The following is a 21,395-nucleotide window of genomic DNA, read 5'->3' on the forward strand; positions in this document are numbered from 1 at the left end:
CGGCGGGTTTTTTTTAAGGTTTTCGCCCTCTCCCTGTGGGAGAGGGACGGGGTGAGGGCACCAGCCCGCACAGGACTTAAGCCAGCTGCTTCCTGCTAATCAACGGCCCGTCAATCTTCTTCATCGAGCGGTCCAGCACCTCTTCAATCACCGACGACAGCTCGTTCAGCTCAAACTTCGCGACGTACCCGTCGGCCTTCACCTTGCGAATATGGTCTTCGTTGGCGTTGCCGGAAAGGGACGAGTGGATCACTACCGGAATGTCCTTCAATATCGGGTCGGTTTTGATTTTGCGCGTCAGCGTAAAACCGTCCATCTCCGGCATTTCGAGGTCGGTCAGCACCAGAGCGATCTTATCGGTGATGGGAACTCCTTCAGCCTGCGCCTGTGCGGCCAGCACGCCAATTTTCTCCCACGCGTCTTTGCCGGTGATATGCAGCTGCGCGGGGATCTCCATCGCCTGCAGACCTTTCTCCAGCATCGAGCGCGCCACCTTGGAATCTTCCGCAACGATGGCGACAGCGCCCGGTTTGATATGGAATTTGGTGGTCTTCAGATTCGTAGCGTGCAGATCGTGATTGGCCGGGGTGATGTCATACAGGATCTGCTCAACGTCCAGCACCATCGCCAGATCGTTGGTATCCGTTTTCTCATCCAGGCAGGCAATACTGGTGATGTAGCGACCGCTGACGGCGGTTTCCGCCGCGTGTACCTGCTTCCAGTCCAGACGCATGATGTTCTCAACCGATTCCACGGCAAAGGCCTGCACGCTGCGGGCATATTCGGTGATTAGCAGAATGTTCAGCCCGGTGGTGGGTTTGCAGCCCGCCACGGCGGCCAGGTCAATCACCGGGATCACCTGATCGCGAATATTTACCATCCCCATCAGCGGTGACTTCATCCCGGCGGGTTTCGTGAATTCCGGCATCGGCACAATTTCACGCAGCTTAAAAACGTTAATGCCAAACAGCTCGGATTTATTTTCGTTCAGAGAGGTGCCAAGACGGAACAGCAACAGTTCAAAACGGTTCGACAGGGTGAGATTCGCCCTGTCATCAATATCTTTCTGGAAATTATCCATTCTACCCTCGAGAGAAATGCTGACCTTTTAATCGTTATCGGCATTCTGAGGGAAAAATGAAGGGCTAAACGCTGACCTTAGCGAAATCTTCGGCCAGCTCACACGCCGGGAACACCGCCAGACACTCTGCCAGCAGGCTTTCACATCCCCGCGCGTCGTAGCGAGAGCTGACGTGAGTGACGATGAGCCTCCCGACGCCCGCGTCACGGGCCAGCTGCGCCGCCTGACGCGTTGAACTATGGCCCCGGCCGTTAGCTTTCTCTTCCATCGACGTTTCCAGCGTGGCTTCGTGCACCATCACGTCCACGCCCAGGGCAAGCTGCAGGGCGGCAGGGCACGGCGCCGTGTCGCCAAAGATCGCCAGTTTCTTGCCCGGCTCGGGGGCGGCGAGATAATCCTGGCCGTTGATGGTGCGACCGTCCTCCAGCGTGACGCTCTTGCCCTGTTTGAGTCGCTGGAACAGCGGCCCGGGCTTTACGCCGTCGGCAATGAGCGCGGCGGCATTCAGCGCGCCGGGTTTATCATGCTCTTCCACGCGATAGCCGTAGCACTCCACCGGATGGTTAAGCGGGTAAGCACGCACCTGATAATCCCCGTCATCGAATACCAGACCTTCAGTAATCTCAACCACCTCCAGCGGATAATCGGTCCACGAGCCGCTCAGGCGCAGCGTGGTTTCAACAAATTCACGCACACCCGCAGGCCCGTAAATCGTCAGCGGATTGGCATTGCCGGCCATCGAGCGGCTGCATAGCAGGCCGGGTAGGCCAAACAGATGGTCGCCATGCAGGTGAGTGATAAAGATTTTATCCAGCTTGCCGGGGTGATACGCGGTGTGCAGCAGCTGATGCTGCGTTCCTTCCCCGCAGTCAAACAGCCACAGACCGCCACGGGTGGGGTGCTTAAGATCCAGCAGAATTGCCGTCACGTTTCGTGAGCGGGTTGGCACGCCGGCGGACGTACCCAGAAAAATCAGTTCCATAACGCAATTAGCCCTTTGCCGTACGGGAAGGGGTTTAGTATAACGTGATGAACCCCAGGAAGGAGACTGACATGATCCAATGGCAAGATTTACACCACAGCGAGCTTACCGTTCATTCCCTTTATGCGCTGCTTAAACTGCGCTGTGAAGTGTTTGTGGTTGAACAGACCTGCCCGTATCAGGACATCGACGGCGATGACCTCGTTGGCGAGAACCGCCATATTCTCGGCTGGAAGAATGATGAACTGGTGGCGTATGCGAGGATTCTGAAAAGCGAAGACGATTTCGAGCCCGTGGTGATAGGCCGCGTCATCATCAGTGGTAACGCGCGGGGTGAGAAACTGGGCTATCAGCTGATGGAAAAAACGCTGGAAGCGTGCCAAAAACAGTGGCCGGACAAGGCGTTATACCTGGGCGCGCAGGCGCATTTGCAATCCTTCTACGGCTATTTTGGTTTTACGCCGGTCACCGACATCTATGATGAAGACGGTATTCCGCATATCGGCATGGCGCGGGAAGCGAAACAGGCGTAATGGCGCGTCGTTGTCTATAGTTAGCGAACTGGTGTACTAACATGGAGAAAAATATGTCATTTCAATCCTGGGATACCCGTATCGACGACGACCTGACCTTACTGAGCGAAACGCTGGAAGAGGTGTTACGTTCCTCGGGCGACCCTGCCGATCAGAAATATATTGAGCTGAAAGCCCGTGCCGAACAGGCGCTGCATGACGTTAAAAATCGCGTCAGCCATGCGTCTGATACCTACTACTACCGCGCCAAAAAAGCGGTTTATCGTGCCGATGATTACGTCCATGAAAAACCGTGGCAGGGCATTGGGGTGGGGGCCGCCGTAGGGCTGGTGCTGGGTCTGCTGTTAGCCCGTCGTTAACGCGCATAACCGCTCCCTATACGTGGGTACTGCTATTTATCGCCAGTACCCCGTATAATATGAGGTTTTAACAGGGAGAGGTTCGCGTGAATTCGATTTTCCTCGCGCTGGAACAACTGCGTACCCAGCTTTCGCAAGCGTTGCCAGCGACATCCGGCCTGCGTCATTTCGACGTCTCTTTCCCGTTAAACGATGCCTTCGATCCCCTCGCCTGGCTGGGCGAGCAGCAGTGCTATCCGCAGTTTTACTGGCAACAGCGTAACGGCGATGAAGAGCTGGCCGCGCTGGGGGCAGTCACCCAGTTCCCCTCTCTGGCGTTAGCCTCGCAGTTTTTACGCGCGCAACATGCACCTGACGATACCCGTATCTGCGGCCTGAACGCCTTTAACCCGGAGCAGGGCAGTCTCTTTTTACCGCGTTTGCTGTGGCGACGTACCGCTGGCAACGCCACGTTGCGTCTGCAGCTGTGGAGCGACAGCGCGCTTGAGGACGATGCCGACACCGCACGGGCGTTCTTACAGCAACTGCTTCCCGCCAGAGCGATCCGCCCGCTCTCCGTGCAGATTGAGCGCGAAACTCATCACCCGCAAAAACCACAATGGCTTAGCCTTATCGGCAAAGCGACAGAGACGATTGCACGCGGTGATTTCGAAAAGGTGGTTCTCGCGAGGGCGACCGATTTGCAGTGCAGGCAGCGCGTTAACCCCGTCGCGCTGATGGCCGCCAGCCGCGCCCTGAATTTAAATTGCTATCATTTCTGCATGATATTCGACGCCAGCAATGCGTTTCTCGGCTCTACGCCCGAGCGTCTCTGGCGGCGGCGCGGCACGCTGCTGCGCACCGAAGCGCTGGCGGGCACCGTCGCCAGCCATACTGACGATAAACAGGCGCAGCGTCTGGGCGACTGGCTGCTGAATGATGATAAAAACCAGCGCGAAAATATGCTGGTTGTGGAAGATATCTGCCAGCGTCTTCAGCACCATACGCAGGCGCTGGAGGTGTTGCCCCCTCAGGTCGTCCGCCTGCGTAAAGTGCAACATTTACGCCGCTGCATCTGGACCGAGCTCAAACAGGCCGACGATGCACTGTGCCTGCACGTGCTCCAGCCGACGGCAGCCGTAGCCGGGCTACCGCGACAGCCAGCGCGCGAGTTTATTCAACACGTTGAACCCTTTAACCGCGAATGGTACGCCGGTTCGGCCGGGTATTTATCCCCCGAACAAAGCGAATTCTGCGTGGCGTTGCGCTCGGCTCGCGTACAGGATGACGCCCTGCGGCTTTACGCCGGAGCGGGTATCGTCAGCGGGTCTGACCCGGAGCAGGAGTGGCAGGAGATCGAAAACAAAGCCGCCGGATTGCGCTCTCTGCTACTTAGGGATTAATACTGATTCGCGCAATCCCGATTCATATCAAAATTCCAATTTTTTCTATTATTTATACTGTGTCGCATTCTTGATACCGGACAATCTCATGTCAGTAAGTTCTTTTAACCGACGCTGGGCGGCGGTGATCCTTGAAGCCCTGACGCGCCATGGCGTCAGGCATGTGTGTATTGCACCGGGTTCTCGTTCAACACCGCTGACGCTGGCGGCGGCTGAAAACCGGGCGTTTGTTCACCACACCCACTTTGATGAGCGCGGCCTGGGGCATCTCGCGCTCGGGCTGGCGAAGGTCAGCAAAGAGCCCGTGGCGGTGATTGTCACCTCCGGTACCGCCGTGGCGAATCTCTATCCGGCCCTGATTGAAGCCGGGTTAACCGGTGAAAAGCTGATCCTGCTGACGGCCGACCGTCCCCCTGAGCTAATCGACTGCGGCGCCAATCAGGCCATTCGCCAGCCGGGACTCTTCGCTTCGCATCCCTCGCAGACGGTTTCGTTGCCGCGTCCCACCCAGGATATTCCGGCAAGCTGGCTGGTCTCCACCGTCGATCACGCGATGGCGACATTGCGCAGCGGGGCGTTGCATATCAACTGTCCGTTTGCCGAGCCGCTGTACGGCGAGCTGGACGATACCGGCCTTGACTGGCAGCAGTCGCTCGGCGACTGGTGGCAGAGCGAAAAACCGTGGCTGCGCGAGCAGACGCATCTGGAGAGCGCGAAACAGCGTGACTGGTTCTTCTGGCGACAAAAGCGCGGCGTGGTCATCGCCGGGCGCATGAGCGCCGCCGAAGGCAGGCTGGTCGCCGAATGGGCGCAAACCCTCGGCTGGCCGCTGATTGGCGACGTGCTTTCCCAGACCGGGCAACCGCTGCCGTGTGCCGACCTCTGGCTGGGTAATGCGAAAGCGGTTACTGAGCTTTCGCAGGCGCAGATTGTGGTCCAGATCGGCGCAAGCCTGACCGGAAAACGTCTGCTGCAGTGGCAGGCAACCTGTACGCCGGAAGAGTACTGGTTGGTGGACGCGCTGGAAGGGCGGCTTGACCCGGCGCATCATCGCGGTCGTCGTCTGGTCAGCAGTATCGACGCCTGGCTGATGCTTCATCCGGCTGAAAAGCGCAAGCCCTGGGCGGTAGCGATCCCGGAACTGTCGCGTCAGGCGTGGGAAATCACCAAAGCGCGCTGTGAGACATTCAGCGAGGCCGGGCTGGCGCACCGCATTCGCCAGCTCCTGCCTGAACAGGGGCAGCTGTTTGTCGGCAACAGCCTGGTTGTGCGGCTGATTGACGCCTTTTCGAAGCTGCCGGCGGGCTACCCGGTGTACAGTAATCGCGGTGCCAGCGGCATCGACGGGCTGATCTCCACGGCGGCGGGGGTGCAGCGCGCCAGCGCGAAATCGACGCTGGCGATCGTGGGCGATCTCTCCGCGCTCTACGATCTCAACGCGCTGGCGCTGCTGCGTCAGGCGTCCGCACCGTTTGTGCTGATCGTCGTGAACAACAACGGCGGGCAGATTTTCTCCCTGTTGCCAACGCCGCAGAGCGAGCGCGAACGCTTTTATCTGATGCCGCAGAATGTGCAGTTCGAACACGCCGCGGCGATGTTCAGCCTGAAATACCATCGCCCGGAAAGCTGGGAACAGCTGGATGCGGCGTTAAGCACCGCCTGGAAGCAGCCGGGCGCGACGCTGATTGAGCTGGTGGTGAATGATGCCGACGGCGCGCAGACCCTGCAAAGCCTGCTTGCACAGGTGAGCCAGCTGTGATCCTCTCAGGCGTGCAGCAGGCTGGAAAACCGGGTTATCCCTGGCTGGTCTTTTTGCACGGTTTTTCCGGCGACTGCCGCGAGTGGCAGGCCGTCGGGAAGGAACTGAACGAGTTTTCCCGGCTTTATCTTGACCTGCCGGGCCACGGTGAGTCCGGGGATATTGCCGTGACGGGGTTCGACGAGATGAGCACGTTGCTTACCCGAACCCTTCTTAGTTACAACATACTGAACTTCTGGCTGGTGGGGTACTCCCTCGGCGGCCGCATTGCGATGTTTCATGCCTGCCAGCAGCCGAAGGGGCTGCTGGGGGTGATTGTTGAAGGTGGACATCCGGGCCTGCAGGATGAAGATGAGCGTCACGCGCGGTGGGCATCCGACCGCCGCTGGGTGACACGTTTTCGCACTGAACCGCTGAATAACGTCTTTACCGACTGGTATCAACAGCCCGTGTTTGCCTCCCTCACCGATGCCCAGCGTAAAGCGCTTGTTACCCTGCGCAGCCAGAACAACGGCGCGACGCTGGCGATGATGCTTGAGGCGACGTCGCTGGCCGTGCAGCCCGATTTACGCGCCGCGCTTAGCGCACGCGATTTCTCTTTTGATTATCTCTACGGCGAACATGATGAGAAGTTTGCGGCCCTTGCCGCAGAGCTCAACGCCGTTCGCCATGTCATTCCCAACGCCGGACACAACGCCCACCGGGAAAATCCCGCTGCGGTCGCGGCGAGTCTGGCTCAGATACTGCGTCTTCGAATAAAGGACACTCTATGATCTATCCTGATGAACACATGCTTTACGCCCCGGTTGAATGGCAGGACTGCTCCGAGGGCTACACCGACATTCGTTACCACAAATCCGCTGACGGCATTGCCAAAATCACCATCAACCGTCCGCAGGTGCGTAACGCCTTCCGTCCGCTGACCGTCAAAGAGATGATTCAGGCCCTGGCCGATGCGCGCTACGACGACAATATCGGCGTGATTGTCCTGACCGGCGAAGGGGACAAAGCGTTCTGCTCCGGCGGCGATCAGAAAGTGCGCGGCGACTACGGCGGATACCAGGACGATGCGGGCACGCACCACCTTAACGTCCTCGATTTCCAGCGCCAGATCCGCACCTGTCCAAAACCGGTGGTGGCGATGGTGGCGGGCTACTCCATCGGCGGCGGTCACGTTCTGCACATGATGTGTGACCTGACCATTGCTGCAGAGAACGCCATCTTCGGCCAGACCGGCCCGAAAGTCGGCTCCTTCGACGGCGGCTGGGGGGCGTCCTACATGGCGCGCATCGTCGGGCAGAAAAAAGCCCGCGAAATCTGGTTCCTGTGCCGTCAGTACAACGCTCAGGAAGCGCTGGATATGGGCCTGGTGAATACCGTGGTGCCGATTGCCGATCTCGAAAAAGAGACCGTTCGCTGGTGCCGTGAAATGCTGCAAAACAGCCCAATGGCGCTGCGCTGCCTGAAAGCGGCGCTCAACGCCGACTGCGACGGTCAGGCGGGCCTGCAGGAGCTGGCGGGTAACGCCACCATGCTGTTCTACATGACCGAAGAGGGTCAGGAAGGACGCAACGCGTTTAACGAAAAACGCCAGCCGGACTTCAGCAAATACAAACGGAACCCGTAATGCGTCGCGCGCAGGTTTACCGCTGGCAGATACCGATGGACGCGGGCGTGGTGCTGCGTGAACGGCGGTTAAAAACCCGTGACGGCTTCTTCGTGCATCTGCAGCAGGGCGAGCGGGAAGGCTGGGGCGAAGTTTCGCCTCTGCCGGGCTTTAGCCTGGAGTCGCTGGATGACGCGCAGGCGGCGATGCTGGCGTGGACAGAACAGTGGAATGAGGGCGCTGCTCCGGCATTGCCGGACGTGCCTTCCGCCGCTTTTGGCATCAGCTGCGCACTGGCGGAGCTGGACGGAAGCCTGCCGGAAGAGGCTGACTACCGTGCGGCGCCGCTCTGCACGGGCGATCCTGACGAGCTGTTCGCGCTGCTCTCCGCCATGCCGGGCGAGAAGGTGGCTAAAATTAAAGTCGGTCTCTATGAAGCGGTGCGCGACGGCATGGTCGCCAACCTGCTGCTGGAGGCGATCCCCGACCTACACCTGCGTCTGGATGCCAACCGCGCGTGGACGCCGCTTAAGGCGCAGCAGTTCGCGAAGTACGTTAATCCGGCGTACCGTAGCCGCATTGCCTTCCTCGAAGAACCGTGCAAAACCCGCGATGACTCGCGCGCGTTTGCCCGCGAAACGGGGATTGCTATCGCCTGGGATGAAAGCCTGCGTGAGGACGATTTTGAATTTGTTGCCGAGCCTGGCGTCAGCGCGGTGGTGATTAAGCCGACGCTGACCGGTAGCCTGGCGAAAGTGCGCGAGCAGGTCGCGGCGGCGCACGCGCTGGGGCTGACGGCGGTGATCAGCTCGTCGATTGAGTCCAGCCTGGGGCTGACCCAGCTGGCGCGCATTGCCGCCTGGTTAACGCCGGACACGGTTCCCGGCCTCGACACGCTGAACCTGATGCAGGCGCAGCTTCTTCGTACGTGGCCGGGCAGCGCGCTGCCGTGTCTCGACGCAGAGGCGCTGGAGCCGCTGCGATGAGTTTTACCCACTGGCCCTGGCAGTACTGGGGGGCGCGATTCCCCGAAAAACCGGCCCTGAGGTTGAACGACGAGGTGCTTAGCTGGCACCAGCTTTGCGCGCGCGTCGACCGCCTTGCGGCAGGGTTTCATCAGCAGGGTGTGGCGGAGGGCGACGGCGTACTGCTGCTGGCCTATAACCACCCGCAAACGCTGCTGGCATGGCTGGCGCTGCTGCAGTGCGGCGCACGTATTCTTCCCGTTAATCCGCAGCTGCCGCGTCCGCTGCTGGACGTATTGCTCCCGCAGATGACGCTGCGCTTTGCGCTGGTGCTGGATGGCCGCTACGACGGCCTTGCTGCGTTGAGCCTGCGCGAGCCAGAGGAGGCGTATGGCGTTGCGTGGCAGCCGGCGCGGCTGGCCTCCATGACGCTCACCTCCGGCTCCACCGGGCTGCCGAAGGCGGCGGTGCATACCTGCGCCGCCCATCTTGCCAGCGCCCGCGGTGTGCTGTCGCTGATGCCCTACGGGGATAACGACGACTGGCTGCTTTCGCTGCCGCTGTTTCACGTTTCCGGTCAGGGGATTTTATGGCGCTGGCTTCAGGCCGGTGCGCGCTTAACCGTGCGTGAGAAACAGCCGCTGGAGCAGGCGTTGCAGGGCTGCACCCACGCCTCGCTGGTGCCGACCCAGCTCTGGCGTCTTCTGAATAACGAAAGTCACATCGCACTGAAAGCGGTGCTGCTTGGCGGGGCGGCCATTCCGGTGGAGTTGACGCAAAAGGCGACAGAAAAGGGGATTCGCACCTTCTGCGGCTACGGCCTGACCGAGTTTGCTTCTACCGTCTGCGCGAAAGAAGCGGACGGCGAGCCGGACGTGGGGCACGCCCTGCCGGGCAGAGAGGTGCAGGTCGTTAACGGTGAGGTCTGGATCAAAGCGCAAAGCATGGCTTCCGGCTACTGGCGGGACGGCGTGCTGATACCGCTGACCAACGCGCAGGGCTGGTTTGCCACCCGCGATCGCGGGGAATGGCAAGGCGATCGTCTGACGATTTTAGGCCGTATGGATAATCTCTTTTTCAGTGGAGGAGAGGGGATCCAGCCGGAATCGCTGGAGCGCGTTATCGCCTCGCATCCACAGATTAACCAGGTCTTTATCGTTCCGCTGGACGACGCCGAGTTTGGACAACGCCCGGTGGCGGTGGTGGAGTGTGAGCCGGGAACGGATATCGCCCGTTTCCCGGACTGGGTGCAGGGCAAGCTGGCGCGCTTTGAGCAACCTGTTCACTGGCTGGTGCTACCGGCTGAGCTAAAAAATGGCGGGATTAAGATCTCCCGCCAGGCGTTAAAACAGTGGGTGAATGCCCAGCTGTCAGCGTAGTTAACCGATATCCGGCTCCGGTTTGCGCTGGCGGCGACGCAGCAGGCGCAACACCGGCGGCACCACAATCACCATGACTGCCAGCGCTAACAGAACCTTCGCAACGCTGCTGTCCCACAGTATCGACATATTGCCGTTGCTGATGGACAGGGCGCGGCGCAGGTTCTGCTCCAGCATCTCACCCAGCACAAAGCCGAGAATCAGCGGCGACATCGGGAAGTGCATTTTTCGCAAGATATAGCCGAACACGCCCAGGGCCACCATCAGCACCAGGTCAAACGTGGTGCTGTGTACCGCGTACACCCCCACCGCAGAGACGGCGGCAATAGCGGGTACCAGGAACCACAGCGGTATGGTCAGCATGCGGGTGAACAGCCCAATCAGCGGGATATTCATCACCAGCAGCATGACGTTGGCGATCAGCAGCGCGGCAATCAGCCCCCAGACAATATCAGGCTGCTCGGTGAACATCGCCGGGCCGGGCGTGATGTTATAGAGCGTCAGTGCACCCATCATTACCGCCGTGGTGCCGGAACCCGGCACGCCCAGGGTCAGCATCGGGATAAACGATCCGCAGGCCGAAGCGTTATTGGCCGCCTCAGGTGCGGCGACGCCGCGAATATCGCCTTTACCAAAGCTGTCGCTGTTGCCGCTAAGCTTTTTCTCGGTCATGTAGGTGATGGCGCTGGCGATGGTCGCACCGGCGCCCGGCAGAATACCGACGAAGAAGCCAATTACCGACGAGCGCAGCGTGGCGCCGATGCACTGCGCCCCCTCTTTGGCGCTAAAGAGCATCCGGCCGGTTTTGCGCACCAGCGTCTGCCCGCTGCTGGTATGCTCCAGCATCAGTAAGATCTCAGAGACAGAGAACAGGCCGATCACGACGACAATGAACTGCACGCCGTCGGACAGGTGAACGCTGTCGAAGGTAAAGCGATAGACCCCGGTGTTGGCATCCACGCCGACGGTGGCTAACCCTAAGCCAATTAGCGCGGACAAAAACGACTTCAGCGGGTTTTGCGCCATCATGCTGCCGAGGCAGGCAATGGCGAACACCATCAGAGCAAAATATTCTGCCGGGCCAAACGCCAGCGACCACTGGGCCAGCGCAGGTGCAAACAGAATGATGCCGCCAATGGCAATCAGCGAGCCAAAGAATGAACTGACCGCAGAGATGGAGAGCGCCACGCCGCCGCGTCCCTGCCGGGCCATGGGATAGCCGTCCAGGGCGGTCATGATCGCCGCCGCATCCCCCGGTACGTTAAGCAGGATCGACGAGATGCGCCCGCCATATTCACAGCCGATGTAGACCGTGGCCAGCAGGATCAGCGCCGATTCCGCAGGCAGATGCAGGGCAAACGCCAGCGGGAGTAATATCGCCACGCCGTTGATCGGTCCCAGGCCCGGCAGCAGGCCGACAATCGTGCCCACGAAACAGCCGATCAGGGCGATCACCAGGTTTTCCGGGGTCATCGCCACGGCGAACCCCTGCGAGAGGTAAATCCAGGTATCCATAGCGTGCTCCGTTAATTAAGCCAGGCGCCGAGCGGTAACGTCACGTCCAGCAGGCGGTCAAAGGCGTACCACAGTAAAATCCCCATCACCACGCCTGAGATCCCCGCAGCGGGGAGGGTGGCGTTAAACAGCATGCCGATGACCATCGTCAGAATGGCGGTCGCCACCGGGAAGCCGAGCCATTCAAAGCCCCAGGCATACATCAGCAGGACAATCACCATCACCAGCAGACGCTGCAGAATGCGACGCGGCGGCCACTCGACGGTGTCCGGGTGGCGAAGCAGCAGCGCCACCGAGCAGAGCAGCATCAGGCCGACGATGCCCATCGGGAAGGGGCGTGGCCCCACGGGTTCATAGCTGTATTCGCTGTGGATCTGCCAGGCGACAAACATCCCGCCAATGCAGAGCAGCAGCCATATCCCGGCAAAAATACGATCGCTCATAGCGCCTCCGGTTATTTCGCCAGGCCAAAGGCTTTCGCCTGTTCGCGGTAGTCATTCACCTGTTTCTTGACGTACTCATCCAACGGCTTACCGGTCAGGTTGAACTCAAACAGCCCGCGCAAATCGCGCTGTTTCTTAAACTCCTCGGTTTGCTGGAGCTTGTTGAACGCGTCGACCCACCACTGGTACTCGGCATCGGTGACTTTTGGCCCGACGAAGAACCCACGGATGATCGGCCAGACCAGGTCATAGCCCTGCTCTTTGGCGGTTGGAACGTTCGCCAGCTGGCCCGGCAGACGGTTTTCCGAGAAGACCGCCAGCACGCGGATTTTATCCCCGCTCAGGTACGGCACCATCTCGCTGAGATCGCCGGAAACGGCCTGAACGTGGTTGCCCATCAGCGCGGTGACCGGTTCGCCGCCGCCTTCAAAGGCCACGTAGCGCATCTTGTGCGGGTCAACTTTCGCCTGCTGGGCGAGAAGGGCCGCTTTCATCCAGTCCTGGCTGCCGATAGACGCCCCCGCGCCGATCACCACGCTGTTCGGATCTTTTTCCATGGCGGTGAGCAGGTCTTTCAGGGATTTCCACGGGGAATCGGCACGCACGGCAATCATCCCGTAGTCGGTGCCGACGGTCGCCAGCCAGCGCACGTCGTCCACGCCGTAGCGGCCAAACTTGCCCTGCGACAGGTTCAGCAGCGAGCCGCCGGAGAAGGCCACCACCGTACCCGCTTCCGCTGGACGTTGGGCGACGATGGCGTTATAAGCCACCGCGCCCACGCCGCCCGGCATGTAGGTGACGCGCATCGGTTTCTCAATGGCCTTTGTCTCCAGCAGGCTGACCTGAATGAGTTTACAGGTGAGATCGAAACCGCCGCCCGGCTTGGCCGGGGCGATACATTCGGTACGGGACGGAGCGTCCTGGGCCTGAACGACAGAGGTACTCAACAGCAATACGCTTGCAGCAAGGGTAGAAAGTAATTGTTTTTTCATCGTTTATCCTCACGCCGGGGGGACGGGTATGGGTCTTTTTTCTGATTATGTGAACCACCTTGTAGCGGTTCCGTTGCGTGATTGTTAAAACAATAACCTTTCATTTCCCTTTCAACGGGACACTAACTTTACAGGATGTGACATGCGTCTCTTACTGGCAGAAGATAATCGTGAGCTGGCTCACTGGCTGGAGAAAGCGCTGGTGCAGGAAGGCTTTGCCGTGGACTGCGTCTCCGACGGACGTGCCGCCGACCATCTGCTGCAGGGTGAAAACTACGCGGTCGCTATTCTGGACATCGGCATGCCCGGTTTTGACGGCCTGGAAGTGGTCCATCGCCTCCGAAAACGGGGGCAGACGCTGCCGGTGCTGTTTCTTACCGCCCGCAGCAACGTGGCGGACCGGGTAAAGGGCCTGAACGCCGGAGCGGACGACTATCTGCCAAAGCCGTTTGAGCTGGAGGAGCTTGATGCACGTCTGCGCGCCCTGTTGCGCCGAAGCGAGGGGCGGACGCAGGAGCGCCAGCGTCTTGGTGAGCTGGAGTATGACGACGAGGGCTTTTTCCTGCTGCGCGACGAGCCGCTTTCCCTGACGCCGCGCGAGCTCTCCCTGCTGAAAGTGCTGATGCACCGCCGAACCCGTCCGGTTTCGCGTCAGCAGCTTTTCGACCAGGTGTTCAGCCTGAACGATGACGTCAGCCCTGAAAGTATCGATCTCTATATTCATCGCCTGCGTAAGAAACTGACCGGCAGCGGCGTGCGGATCACCACCCTGCGGGGACTGGGCTATGTGCTGGAGTGCGGCGATGAGGTGGGTTAAGCCGCAGTCGCTCTACCTGCAACTGCTGCTTTTCCTTGGCCTGCCGCTGCTGTTGCTGTGGGGGCTGTCAGCTTTTAACAGCTACGTCAGCGCGCTGCAGGCGGCCACACAGGCTTACGACCGCACGCTGTTATCCTCTGCCCGCACCATCTCCGAGCGGCTGGAGGTGCGCAACGGCAGGCTGGCGGTGGACGTGCCATGGGTAGTGCTCGACAGCTTTGAGCTCAATATGAACGACCGGCTCTACTATAAGGTGGTCGACCCCGAGGGGCGAGTGATCTCCGGCTATGACGATCTGCCGAAGATGCCGCCAGCGACGTCGCGCACCACGCTCTATCCGGCGCTGGCGTGGTTTTACCACACCGAATATCGCGGCCAGGCGATTCGGGTAGCGCGCCTGCTGCAGCCGGTTAATGAAGCCAATATTTTTGGCATGGCGGAGATTTACGTCGCGGAGACGCTCCAGTCTCGCCGCTATCTCGCCAGCCAGCTGCTCTTTTCTTCCTGGGTCTCGCAGGGGCTGCTGGTGCTGCTGACGCTGGTGCTGACCGCGTGGCTGCTGCGCCGCGTGCTGCGCCCGATGCGCCAGCTTTCATCACTGATGGTGAGGCGCGAGCCGGGCCTCCTCGCACCGCTGCCGGAGCTGCTGCCCTGGTCGGAGACCCGGCTGCTGATTGTCGCCTTTAACCGCTATATTGACCGGCTGCGCGGCGTGCTGTCGCGTCAGGAACGCTTTAACGCGGATGCGTCGCACCAGCTCAAAACCCCGCTGGCGGTGCTTAAAACCCAGGTTTCCGTCGCCCTCGCTCGTCAGGATCCCGCCCTGTGGCAGGAGAGCCTGCGGGCAATGAATGCGACCCTGGACGACACTATCGTGCTCACCGAACGGCTGTTGCAGCTTTCGGCAGTGAAGGGCAAAGAGCAGGGGGATCGTCAGTTTGCGCCCGTGGATCTGGTTCAGGTGGTGCAGAACTGCTGCTTCTCCCGGCTGGCGCAGGCGCGGAGCAAAGCAATCGATCTGGGGTATGACGGTGTACAGCAGCCAGTCATGATCGAAGGCGATGATGTGCTGCTGGGCGAGCTGTGTGCCAACCTGCTGGAAAACGCGATTAAATATACGCCTGCGGGCGGGACCGTGACCGTTTTCCTGCGCGTGGACGGCGGTGCCGTTGAGCTGAGCGTTGAAGACAGCGGCCCCGGTATTGAAGAAGATCAGATCCATCAGGCGATGCAGCCTTTCCACCGTCTGGACAACGTCGGGGAAGCCGCCGGTTCCGGGATTGGGCTGGCACTGGCGGGGGACATCGCCCGGCTGCACCGCAGCCATTTGCAGCTGACCCGCAGCGAAACGCTGGGTGGCCTGTGCGTCAAAATGCGCTTTCTGCTGCTTACGTAAAAAAGCCGCAGGTTTCAAATCGTTACAATCTTCCTGTCCGCCGCACGCAGAGTGCTTGATCCCCCGGAGACTCAGGTTAAAATCTCGCGGTTTTGGGGACTTCTCTATAATTATGCGGGATCGCGACAATGAAAAAAGTGGCATTAATGGGCCTCGGCCTGATGGTTGTATCTGCGGCGGCTAACGCCATTAGCATTAATGGTTCTGCGGGTCAGGACTATACCCACCTCGGTTTTGGCCTGGGCACGGAGACCTCCGGCCTGGCGATGACCGGCGGCTGGACGCACAATGATGACGACGGCGACGCGGCAAGCCTCGGCCTCGGTCTCAACCTTCCTCTGGGTCCGTTCCTGGCGACCGTCGGTGGTAAAGGCATCTATACTAACCCGAACGACGGTGATGAAGGTTACGCGGCGGCAGTAGGTGGCGGCCTGCAGTGGAAAATTGGCGACAGCTTCGGCCTGTTCGGCGAGTACTACTACTCGCCTGATTCCCTCTCCAGCGGTATCGACAGCTATGAAGAGGCCAACGCCGGCGCGCGCTGGACCATCATGCGTCCGATTACCATTGAAGCGGGTTATCGTTACCTGAACCTGGCCGGTAAAGACGGCAACCGCGATAACGCGCTGGCTGACGGCCCGTACGTGGGCGTGAGCGCAGGCTTCTAAACGTTCCGGCGCGGCGTTCCGTCGCGCCAGTTTCTCTCATCTCCACCCCGCGTTTGCGCTATAGTGTTTTGACCAAATAAGCGGGAGAACACAATGATTAACGTGGAGATGTTATCCACCGGCGACGAAGTGCTGCACGGACAAATTATTGATACCAATGCAGCCTGGCTTGCCGATCTTTTCTTTGAGCAAGGATTACCGTTAACGCGCCGTAATACGGTTGGCGACAATCTTGAGTCACTGGTCAGCATCCTGCGCGAGCGTAGTGAACACTGCGACGTGCTGATCGTGAATGGCGGGCTCGGCCCCACCAGTGACGATCTCAGCGCGCTGGCCGCCGCGACCGCAAAAGGCGAAGGGCTGGTGCTGCACGAGGCGTGGCTTTCGCAGATGGAGCGCTTTTTCTCCGAACGTGGCCGCGTTATGGCCCCCAGCAACCGCAAACAGGCTGAGATCCCCGCCAGCGCTGAACTGGTCGATAACCCGGTCGGTACCGCCTGCGGGTTTGCCATGCAGCTGAACCGCTGCCTGATGTTCTTCACCCCGGGCGTACCCTCCGAATTTAAGGTGATGGTCGAGCAGCAGATCCTGCCGCGCCTTCGTCAGTGTTTTACTCTGCCTGAACCCCCGCTTTGCCTGCGTCTGACCACCTTTGGCCGCTCGGAAAGCGATCTGGCCCAGAGCCTTGACCACCTTGCGCTGCCGCCGGGTGTGTCCATGGGCTATCGCTCCTCTATGCCGATCATTGAGCTCAAATTAACAGGACCGGCTACGCAAAAAGAGGCGATGCTGGCTTTGTGGCCTGAGGTGCAGCGCGTGGCGGGCGAAAGCCTGATCTTTGAAGGGACGGAAGGACTACCCGCGCAGATTGCAACGCATCTGCAGGCTCGCCAGCTTAGCGTGACCTTAAGCGAGCAGTTCACCGGTGGCCTGCTGGCGCTGCAGTTGTCGCGCGTCAACGCGCCGCTGCTTGCCAGTGAGGTGGTGCCGTTCCAGCAGGAGACGCTGGCGCAGACCGCACGCTGGGCTTCCGAGAGAAGGGTGAAACACTTTGCCGGTCTGGCGCTGTTTGTCGGCGGGCTGGATGAGGAACATCTTAATTTTGCTCTGGCAACGCCGGAGGGCACGCATGCGCTGCGGGTGAAAATGAGCATCACGCGACACAGCCTGGCGGTACGTCAGGAGGTGTGCGCAATGATGGCGCTGAACATGCTACGCCGCTGGCTGAACGGTAAAGAGGTTGCCAGCGAGCACGGCTGGATTAACGTCGTGGACTCGCTGTTCATTGAATGATGCGTTTGCCGGGGTCTCTCGCCCCGGCAATGTTCACGCCAGCGCTTTCGCCAGCAGGCTGATCGGATGTTCGCAGCGCTTGCTGGTGGACATCTCAATCTGCCATTTACAGGTTTCGCAGTCCGTTACCACGATATCCGCGCCGCTCTCTTCAATCTGGCGGAACAGCGGGGCGCCAATCGCCTGCGAGGTATCGTAGTTTTCACGCTTAAAGCCGTAGGTGCCCGCAATCCCGCAGCAGCGTGAATCCAGGACCGTCAGCTCCAGCCCCGGAATTAACCGCAGCAGCTCCAGCGTATAGAGCGACCAGCCCATTTTCTCCATATGACACGGGGTGTGATACACCACTTTCAGCGGCAATGTCCCCAGCGGCAATGTCTGACCGCTGTCCAGCTTACGCCACAGAAAGCGTGTCGCCAGCTCAATGTGCTCGCGCAGGCCGGTGTTATCCACGTCCAGCAGATGCGGATACTCATCGCGCAGGGTGAAGGTGCAGGTGGACGATGTCGCCAGTACCGGGATACCTTTGTCGACAATCGCTTCGCGCAGTGACGTGACGTTGCTTTTAGCCTGCTTGCGCGCTTTATCGGTAAACCCGTTGGCAATCAGCGGCACGCCGCAGCACTTCTCTTTGCTGAGCAACTGAACGCCCGTTCCCATGGCGTTCAGCACCTTCAACAGGTCTTTGCCCAGCTGCGGATGGTTGTAATTCACGTAGCAGCCGTGGAAAAAGGCCACCTGATCGGCGTACTGCGCCTGTTGCGCCGCGACGGATTTGTACCAGCGGCGGAAGGTGCCATGGGAATATTTCGGCAGGCTACGGTGATGGTCTATCTTCAGCGTCGCATCCAGCAACTGACGCACCGGTTTGAGAGAGGTCGCGGCATTCACGATGGGGGCAAACGGCGTTGAGACGCTACCCATCAGATCGGTATGGCTCAGGATCGCATCGCGCAGTGACGGCTTTTGCGTGCTGTAGCGCGCCCGGGCGCGCTGGATGATGTCGCCGATTTTCACATCCGAGGGGCAGGCGACCTCGCAGCGTTTGCAGTTAATGCAGTATTTCAGCGCCTCGTCGTACAGCTTGCCGTCCTTCAGACGCAGTCGCTCGCCGTCCGGCCCGGCCTGCTTTGGCCCGGGGTAGCGCGGGTTCACGCCGCTGACCGGGCAGACGGTGGTACAGACCGTGCATTTAATGCAGCTTTCAAAACGGGTGTCGTTCATTATTCAGCCTCCGTGCGCTGGCAAATCTGCTCTGCCACATACAGCGCCGTGACGGCGCAAACCCCACCGCCGCATCCCTGGGCAATCGGATCGTAACCGCCCAGCACCGAGCCTATGGCAAAAAGATTACCGACGGGTTTACCGGAAAGTTGCGGGTGTAGCTGGTGATCGACAATTACGCCAAACTGCTGCCAGGGCTGCGGCGTGAAGAAATCACTCTGATACCAGTCCGCGCGGGAGGCGCTCTGCCGCACATCCAGCCCCATAATGGCTTCCCGAACGCCTTCCCGGCTGCTCAGCAGCCCGTTGCTGAAGAAGCTCCCGCTTGCCAGCACCGTATAGCGGGCACGAAGCGGAATATCATCATGGTTACGCGTCCAGATTTCGCTCACCGCGCCGTCGGTCAGGGTGATTTTTTTCACCTCATCACCCGCCAGCCACACGCCGCCCTGCGCCACAAACTGACGCTGGAGCTGGGTATGCAGGCGAATGCCGGGTACGGAAGGGGGCAGCGTGGGCAGCAGGCCGAGCGAGCAGGGCAGGCGATCGGAAAGCCAGCGCCAGAGCCGGTTGTCATTTAAACCAAAGCAGGCGGGCATCAGCAGGGCATCACAGGTTTCGCCGAGCGGCCTGAGCGCGTCATACAGCAGTGGCCATTTGTCCTCATTATCCAGAAAACGGGCGATATTCACCGCGCGAAACTCGCTCGGGTTATCGCGCAGGACATCCAGCTCGGGCAGATCTATTTCCGCCGTGTCGGCGTTAACCCCCTGGCGACAGAGCGATGCCGCCGCGAGATGGGGCTGAAAATCCAGAAAGCCGCTGATGCCCACCACCCGCACGCGCGCGGCAGTTAAGGGGGCAACGGGAACCTCCTCCGGGCTGAGCCACGCGGAGCGCAGGGTGCCGAGCGGCGTGACGCGCTGGTGATTGAGCCTGGCGCTTCCCTTCAGATGTGCGCCGCAGTCCGCCAGCAGCGCTTCGGTTTCCAGCGCAAAGCGATCAATATGCTGCGCGCCAATCAGGTGATAGGGGTGCTCCGGCGGCAGCGTATCGCGGTACGCTTCGTCCACCAGATCCAGCGAGCCCGACGAGAAATGCAGGGCGCTCTGGCCGCGGGTTATAATGGCGCAGCGCAGTCCCTGCTTCGTGAGTTTGATGCCGCAGAGCAAGCCTGCCAGCCCGCCGCCGACGATGACGGTATCAAATTTCATCGTGTTGCTCCTTCTCCAGACCGCAAAGCCCCTGATAGACCCAGCGGGTAAATTCGCTTTCGCGCAGGGCATCTCCCCAGGCGACAGGCTGAATGCCTTTCCAGCGCTCGTTTAAAAACGCGCTGAGCTGCTCGAGCGACTGCGTGGCGGTGGTGGTATGAAAACGTTGCAGCAGCCCGGCGGCACGACAGGCGCACAGCTCGCCCTGACAGGTCCCCATTCCGACGCGAGTGCGGCGGCGGAGATCCAGCAGGCTGTTGACCGTCAGGTTCTCTACCGCGTACTGCACTTCGCCTGCGGTAACGGCTTCGCACTCGCAGACCAGGCTGCGGCTCAGTCGTCCTTCACCGAGCCACTGCGGCGTTCTGTCGCCGTGGCGGTAAATCGCGGACCCGCGCAGCGGCGCGGGCAGGGAGATGATTTTCTGCAGCGTTTTCTCGTTAGACTGGCGCGATCCCGGCAGCGGTTGTTCTGCGGTGACGCACGGTTCGGTATTCCCCAGCTTGCGGCAGACGGCATCGGTCGCCCACTCGGCCATCAGGCGGTAGGTCATCAGCTTGCCGCCGGTGATGGTGATAAATCCGTCCATGCCGTCGCGCCCGGCGTGATCGAGCAGCACGATGCCCCGGCTGACGTTACGTCCGCTCGGATCGTTATCGCTAGCGACAAGGGGACGCACGCCTGCGTAGGCGCGCAGGATACGCGTCTGCGCCATTACCGGGGCCAGTTTTTCCCCTTCGCGCAGCAGAATGTCGACCTCTTCGGCGGTCACGCGGTTGTAGTCAATCTCGCTGTAGTCCACGTGGGTTGAGGTGGTACCGATTAACGAAATGGTATCGCCAGGGACCAGAATATCGGCGTCAGACGGCTTGCGGCAGCGGTTGATGACGTGGTTATTGATGCGGTGGTCGAGGATCAGCAGCGAGCCTTTTGCCGGGAACATGCGCACCGACAGGTCGGCGTACTCCGCAATACGCTGCCCCCAGATCCCCGCCGCGTTGACCACCACGGCGGCATACAGCTCGCTGTGTTCGTTATATTGCGTATCAACAATCCGCACGCCGCAGACGCGATGACCTTCGCGGATAAGCCCGGTCACTTCATGTCCGGTCAGAATGCGCGCCCCATGTTCGCGGGCGTCGAGCATATTGGCGGCCGTCAGACGGAACGGGTCGACGGTGCCGTCGGGCACTTTCACCGCGCCGATAAGCGCCGGGTTCACCGACGGCTCCAGCCGCCGGGCCAGCGCCGGATCCATGGCCTCAGCCTGAATGCCCGCTGCTGTGCAGGCGGTAATAAAGGTGTTCTGAAAGGCGAGGTCATCTTCAGGAAGGGTAATAAAGAGGCCGTCGGTCGGCTCTATGCAGTGCCGGGCGATACGCTTGAGGATCTGGTTTTCAGCAATGCATTCGCGCGCGGATTCACCGTCTGTAACTGCATACCGCGCGCCGCTGTGCAGCAGGCCGTGGTTACGCCCGGTTGCGCCCGTGGCGATATCGTGGCGCTCCAGCAGCGTGACGCTTAAGCCGCGAAGGGCGCAGTCGCGCGCGATGCCGGCGCCAGTTGCGCCACCGCCAATGATTATCACATCGCTGTAGCGAGGATCGTGAATGGTCATTGTTTACCCTCTATGTTCGTTTTTTTATCATTTAGCCATATCAATAGTGTGGTTTGTTTGATTTCGAACATAAACGCGCGAAATTCGAAAGTGAAACGTGATTTCATGCGCTTTTTTGCGCATTCTGTCATATTTCTGTAACAATCTGTGCGTTGATTCACAGTAACAA

20 protein-coding genes are annotated in these 21,395 nt (G+C 60.2%); 12 read left to right on the plus strand and 8 right to left on the minus strand.

The window, feature by feature from the left end:
* Window positions 1-76: 76 nt before the first annotated feature.
* Entirely contained in the window at window positions 77-1,081 is a 1,005-nt protein-coding gene (locus tag ACWKXT_RS08695; RefSeq protein ID WP_033146077.1) for a chemotaxis protein, read from the minus strand.
* Window positions 1,082-1,145: 64 nt separating this feature from the next.
* Window positions 1,146-2,063, minus strand: coding sequence for a ribonuclease BN (rbn, locus tag ACWKXT_RS08700; RefSeq protein WP_454528451.1), 918 nt, complete (start codon window positions 2,061-2,063; stop codon window positions 1,146-1,148).
* Between the two features lie 71 nt (window positions 2,064-2,134).
* Here rbn and ACWKXT_RS08705 point away from each other — a divergent pair, with 71 nt between their 5' ends.
* From ACWKXT_RS08705 to menE, 8 genes are all read left to right on the plus strand, one after another.
* Complete coding sequence (locus ACWKXT_RS08705) at window positions 2,135-2,596, plus strand: GNAT family N-acetyltransferase (protein WP_454532219.1); 462 nt, start codon at window positions 2,135-2,137, stop codon at window positions 2,594-2,596.
* Between the two features lie 53 nt (window positions 2,597-2,649).
* Window positions 2,650-2,955, plus strand: a complete 306-nt coding sequence (elaB, locus tag ACWKXT_RS08710) for a stress response protein ElaB (protein WP_028013924.1) — start codon at window positions 2,650-2,652, stop codon at window positions 2,953-2,955.
* Between the two features lie 86 nt (window positions 2,956-3,041).
* Entirely contained in the window at window positions 3,042-4,337 is a 1,296-nt protein-coding gene (gene menF / locus ACWKXT_RS08715; RefSeq protein WP_454532220.1) for an isochorismate synthase MenF, read from the plus strand.
* An 88-nt stretch (window positions 4,338-4,425) separates the two neighbouring features.
* Window positions 4,426-6,096: a 2-succinyl-5-enolpyruvyl-6-hydroxy-3-cyclohexene-1-carboxylic-acid synthase gene (gene menD, locus ACWKXT_RS08720; RefSeq protein WP_454532221.1), complete on the plus strand. Its 1,671-nt coding sequence runs from the start codon at window positions 4,426-4,428 to the stop codon at window positions 6,094-6,096.
* Entirely contained in the window at window positions 6,093-6,869 is a 777-nt protein-coding gene (gene menH / locus ACWKXT_RS08725) for a 2-succinyl-6-hydroxy-2,4-cyclohexadiene-1-carboxylate synthase (RefSeq protein ID WP_454528455.1), read from the plus strand. Before menD ends, menH begins: the two co-directional genes overlap by 4 nt.
* The gene (gene menB, locus ACWKXT_RS08730) at window positions 6,866-7,723 is read left to right on the plus strand and encodes a 1,4-dihydroxy-2-naphthoyl-CoA synthase (protein WP_080328564.1); all 858 of its coding nucleotides are present in this window, start codon (window positions 6,866-6,868) and stop codon (window positions 7,721-7,723) included. The genes menH and menB overlap by 4 nt, the downstream gene beginning before the upstream one ends.
* Window positions 7,723-8,688: an o-succinylbenzoate synthase gene (gene menC, locus ACWKXT_RS08735; RefSeq protein ID WP_454532222.1), complete on the plus strand. Its 966-nt coding sequence runs from the start codon at window positions 7,723-7,725 to the stop codon at window positions 8,686-8,688. Before menB ends, menC begins: the two co-directional genes overlap by 1 nt.
* Window positions 8,685-10,046: an o-succinylbenzoate--CoA ligase gene (menE, locus tag ACWKXT_RS08740; RefSeq protein ID WP_454532223.1), complete on the plus strand. Its 1,362-nt coding sequence runs from the start codon at window positions 8,685-8,687 to the stop codon at window positions 10,044-10,046. The genes menC and menE overlap by 4 nt, the downstream gene beginning before the upstream one ends.
* On the opposite strand, the gene ACWKXT_RS08745 is transcribed toward menE, so the two are convergent.
* Genes ACWKXT_RS08745 through ACWKXT_RS08755 form a run of 3 tightly spaced genes read right to left on the minus strand, consistent with a single transcriptional unit; the run spans window position 10,047 to window position 12,996 of the window.
* Window positions 10,047-11,561 carry a tripartite tricarboxylate transporter permease gene (locus ACWKXT_RS08745; protein WP_454528458.1) on the minus strand — a complete coding sequence of 505 codons (1,515 nt, stop codon included), beginning with the start codon at window positions 11,559-11,561 and terminating at the stop codon, window positions 10,047-10,049.
* An 11-nt stretch (window positions 11,562-11,572) separates the two neighbouring features.
* A complete protein-coding gene (locus ACWKXT_RS08750) occupies window positions 11,573-12,004 on the minus strand; it encodes a tripartite tricarboxylate transporter TctB family protein (protein WP_080328568.1) in 432 nt (143 codons plus the stop codon).
* A gap of 11 nt (window positions 12,005-12,015) precedes the next feature.
* Window positions 12,016-12,996 (minus strand): Bug family tripartite tricarboxylate transporter substrate binding protein, encoded by a 981-nt coding sequence (locus tag ACWKXT_RS08755; protein WP_252001999.1) that lies wholly within the window; start codon window positions 12,994-12,996, stop codon window positions 12,016-12,018.
* 142 nt (window positions 12,997-13,138) lie between these two features.
* Between ACWKXT_RS08755 and tctD the strand changes: the two genes are divergently transcribed.
* The 4 genes from tctD (at window position 13,139) to ACWKXT_RS08775 (ending at window position 17,170) form a co-directional block, all read left to right on the plus strand.
* Complete coding sequence (tctD, locus tag ACWKXT_RS08760; RefSeq protein ID WP_028013915.1) at window positions 13,139-13,813, plus strand: transcriptional regulator TctD; 675 nt, start codon at window positions 13,139-13,141, stop codon at window positions 13,811-13,813.
* Window positions 13,800-15,209: a sensor histidine kinase gene (locus ACWKXT_RS08765; protein WP_454528459.1), complete on the plus strand. Its 1,410-nt coding sequence runs from the start codon at window positions 13,800-13,802 to the stop codon at window positions 15,207-15,209. Before tctD ends, ACWKXT_RS08765 begins: the two co-directional genes overlap by 14 nt.
* 128 nt (window positions 15,210-15,337) lie before the next feature.
* Window positions 15,338-15,877 carry a YfaZ family outer membrane protein gene (locus ACWKXT_RS08770; RefSeq protein WP_454528460.1) on the plus strand — a complete coding sequence of 180 codons (540 nt, stop codon included), beginning with the start codon at window positions 15,338-15,340 and terminating at the stop codon, window positions 15,875-15,877.
* 93 nt (window positions 15,878-15,970) lie between these two features.
* Entirely contained in the window at window positions 15,971-17,170 is a 1,200-nt protein-coding gene (locus ACWKXT_RS08775) for a nicotinamide mononucleotide deamidase-related protein YfaY (RefSeq protein WP_454532224.1), read from the plus strand.
* Between the two features lie 33 nt (window positions 17,171-17,203).
* Here the strand turns inward: ACWKXT_RS08775 and glpC are convergent, their stop codons facing one another.
* The 3 genes from glpC to glpA are packed head-to-tail and all read right to left on the minus strand — an operon-like array spanning window position 17,204 to window position 21,226.
* Window positions 17,204-18,394 carry an anaerobic glycerol-3-phosphate dehydrogenase subunit GlpC gene (gene glpC, locus ACWKXT_RS08780; RefSeq protein WP_454532225.1) on the minus strand — a complete coding sequence of 397 codons (1,191 nt, stop codon included), beginning with the start codon at window positions 18,392-18,394 and terminating at the stop codon, window positions 17,204-17,206.
* Window positions 18,394-19,608, minus strand: coding sequence for a glycerol-3-phosphate dehydrogenase subunit GlpB (gene glpB, locus ACWKXT_RS08785; protein ID WP_454532226.1), 1,215 nt, complete (start codon window positions 19,606-19,608; stop codon window positions 18,394-18,396). Before glpB ends, glpC begins: the two co-directional genes overlap by 1 nt.
* Entirely contained in the window at window positions 19,598-21,226 is a 1,629-nt protein-coding gene (gene glpA / locus ACWKXT_RS08790) for an anaerobic glycerol-3-phosphate dehydrogenase subunit A (protein WP_454532227.1), read from the minus strand. The genes glpB and glpA overlap by 11 nt, the downstream gene beginning before the upstream one ends.
* Between the last annotated feature and the right edge of the window lie 169 nt (window positions 21,227-21,395).

Source organism: Enterobacter sp. UPMP701, from assembly GCF_053709515.1.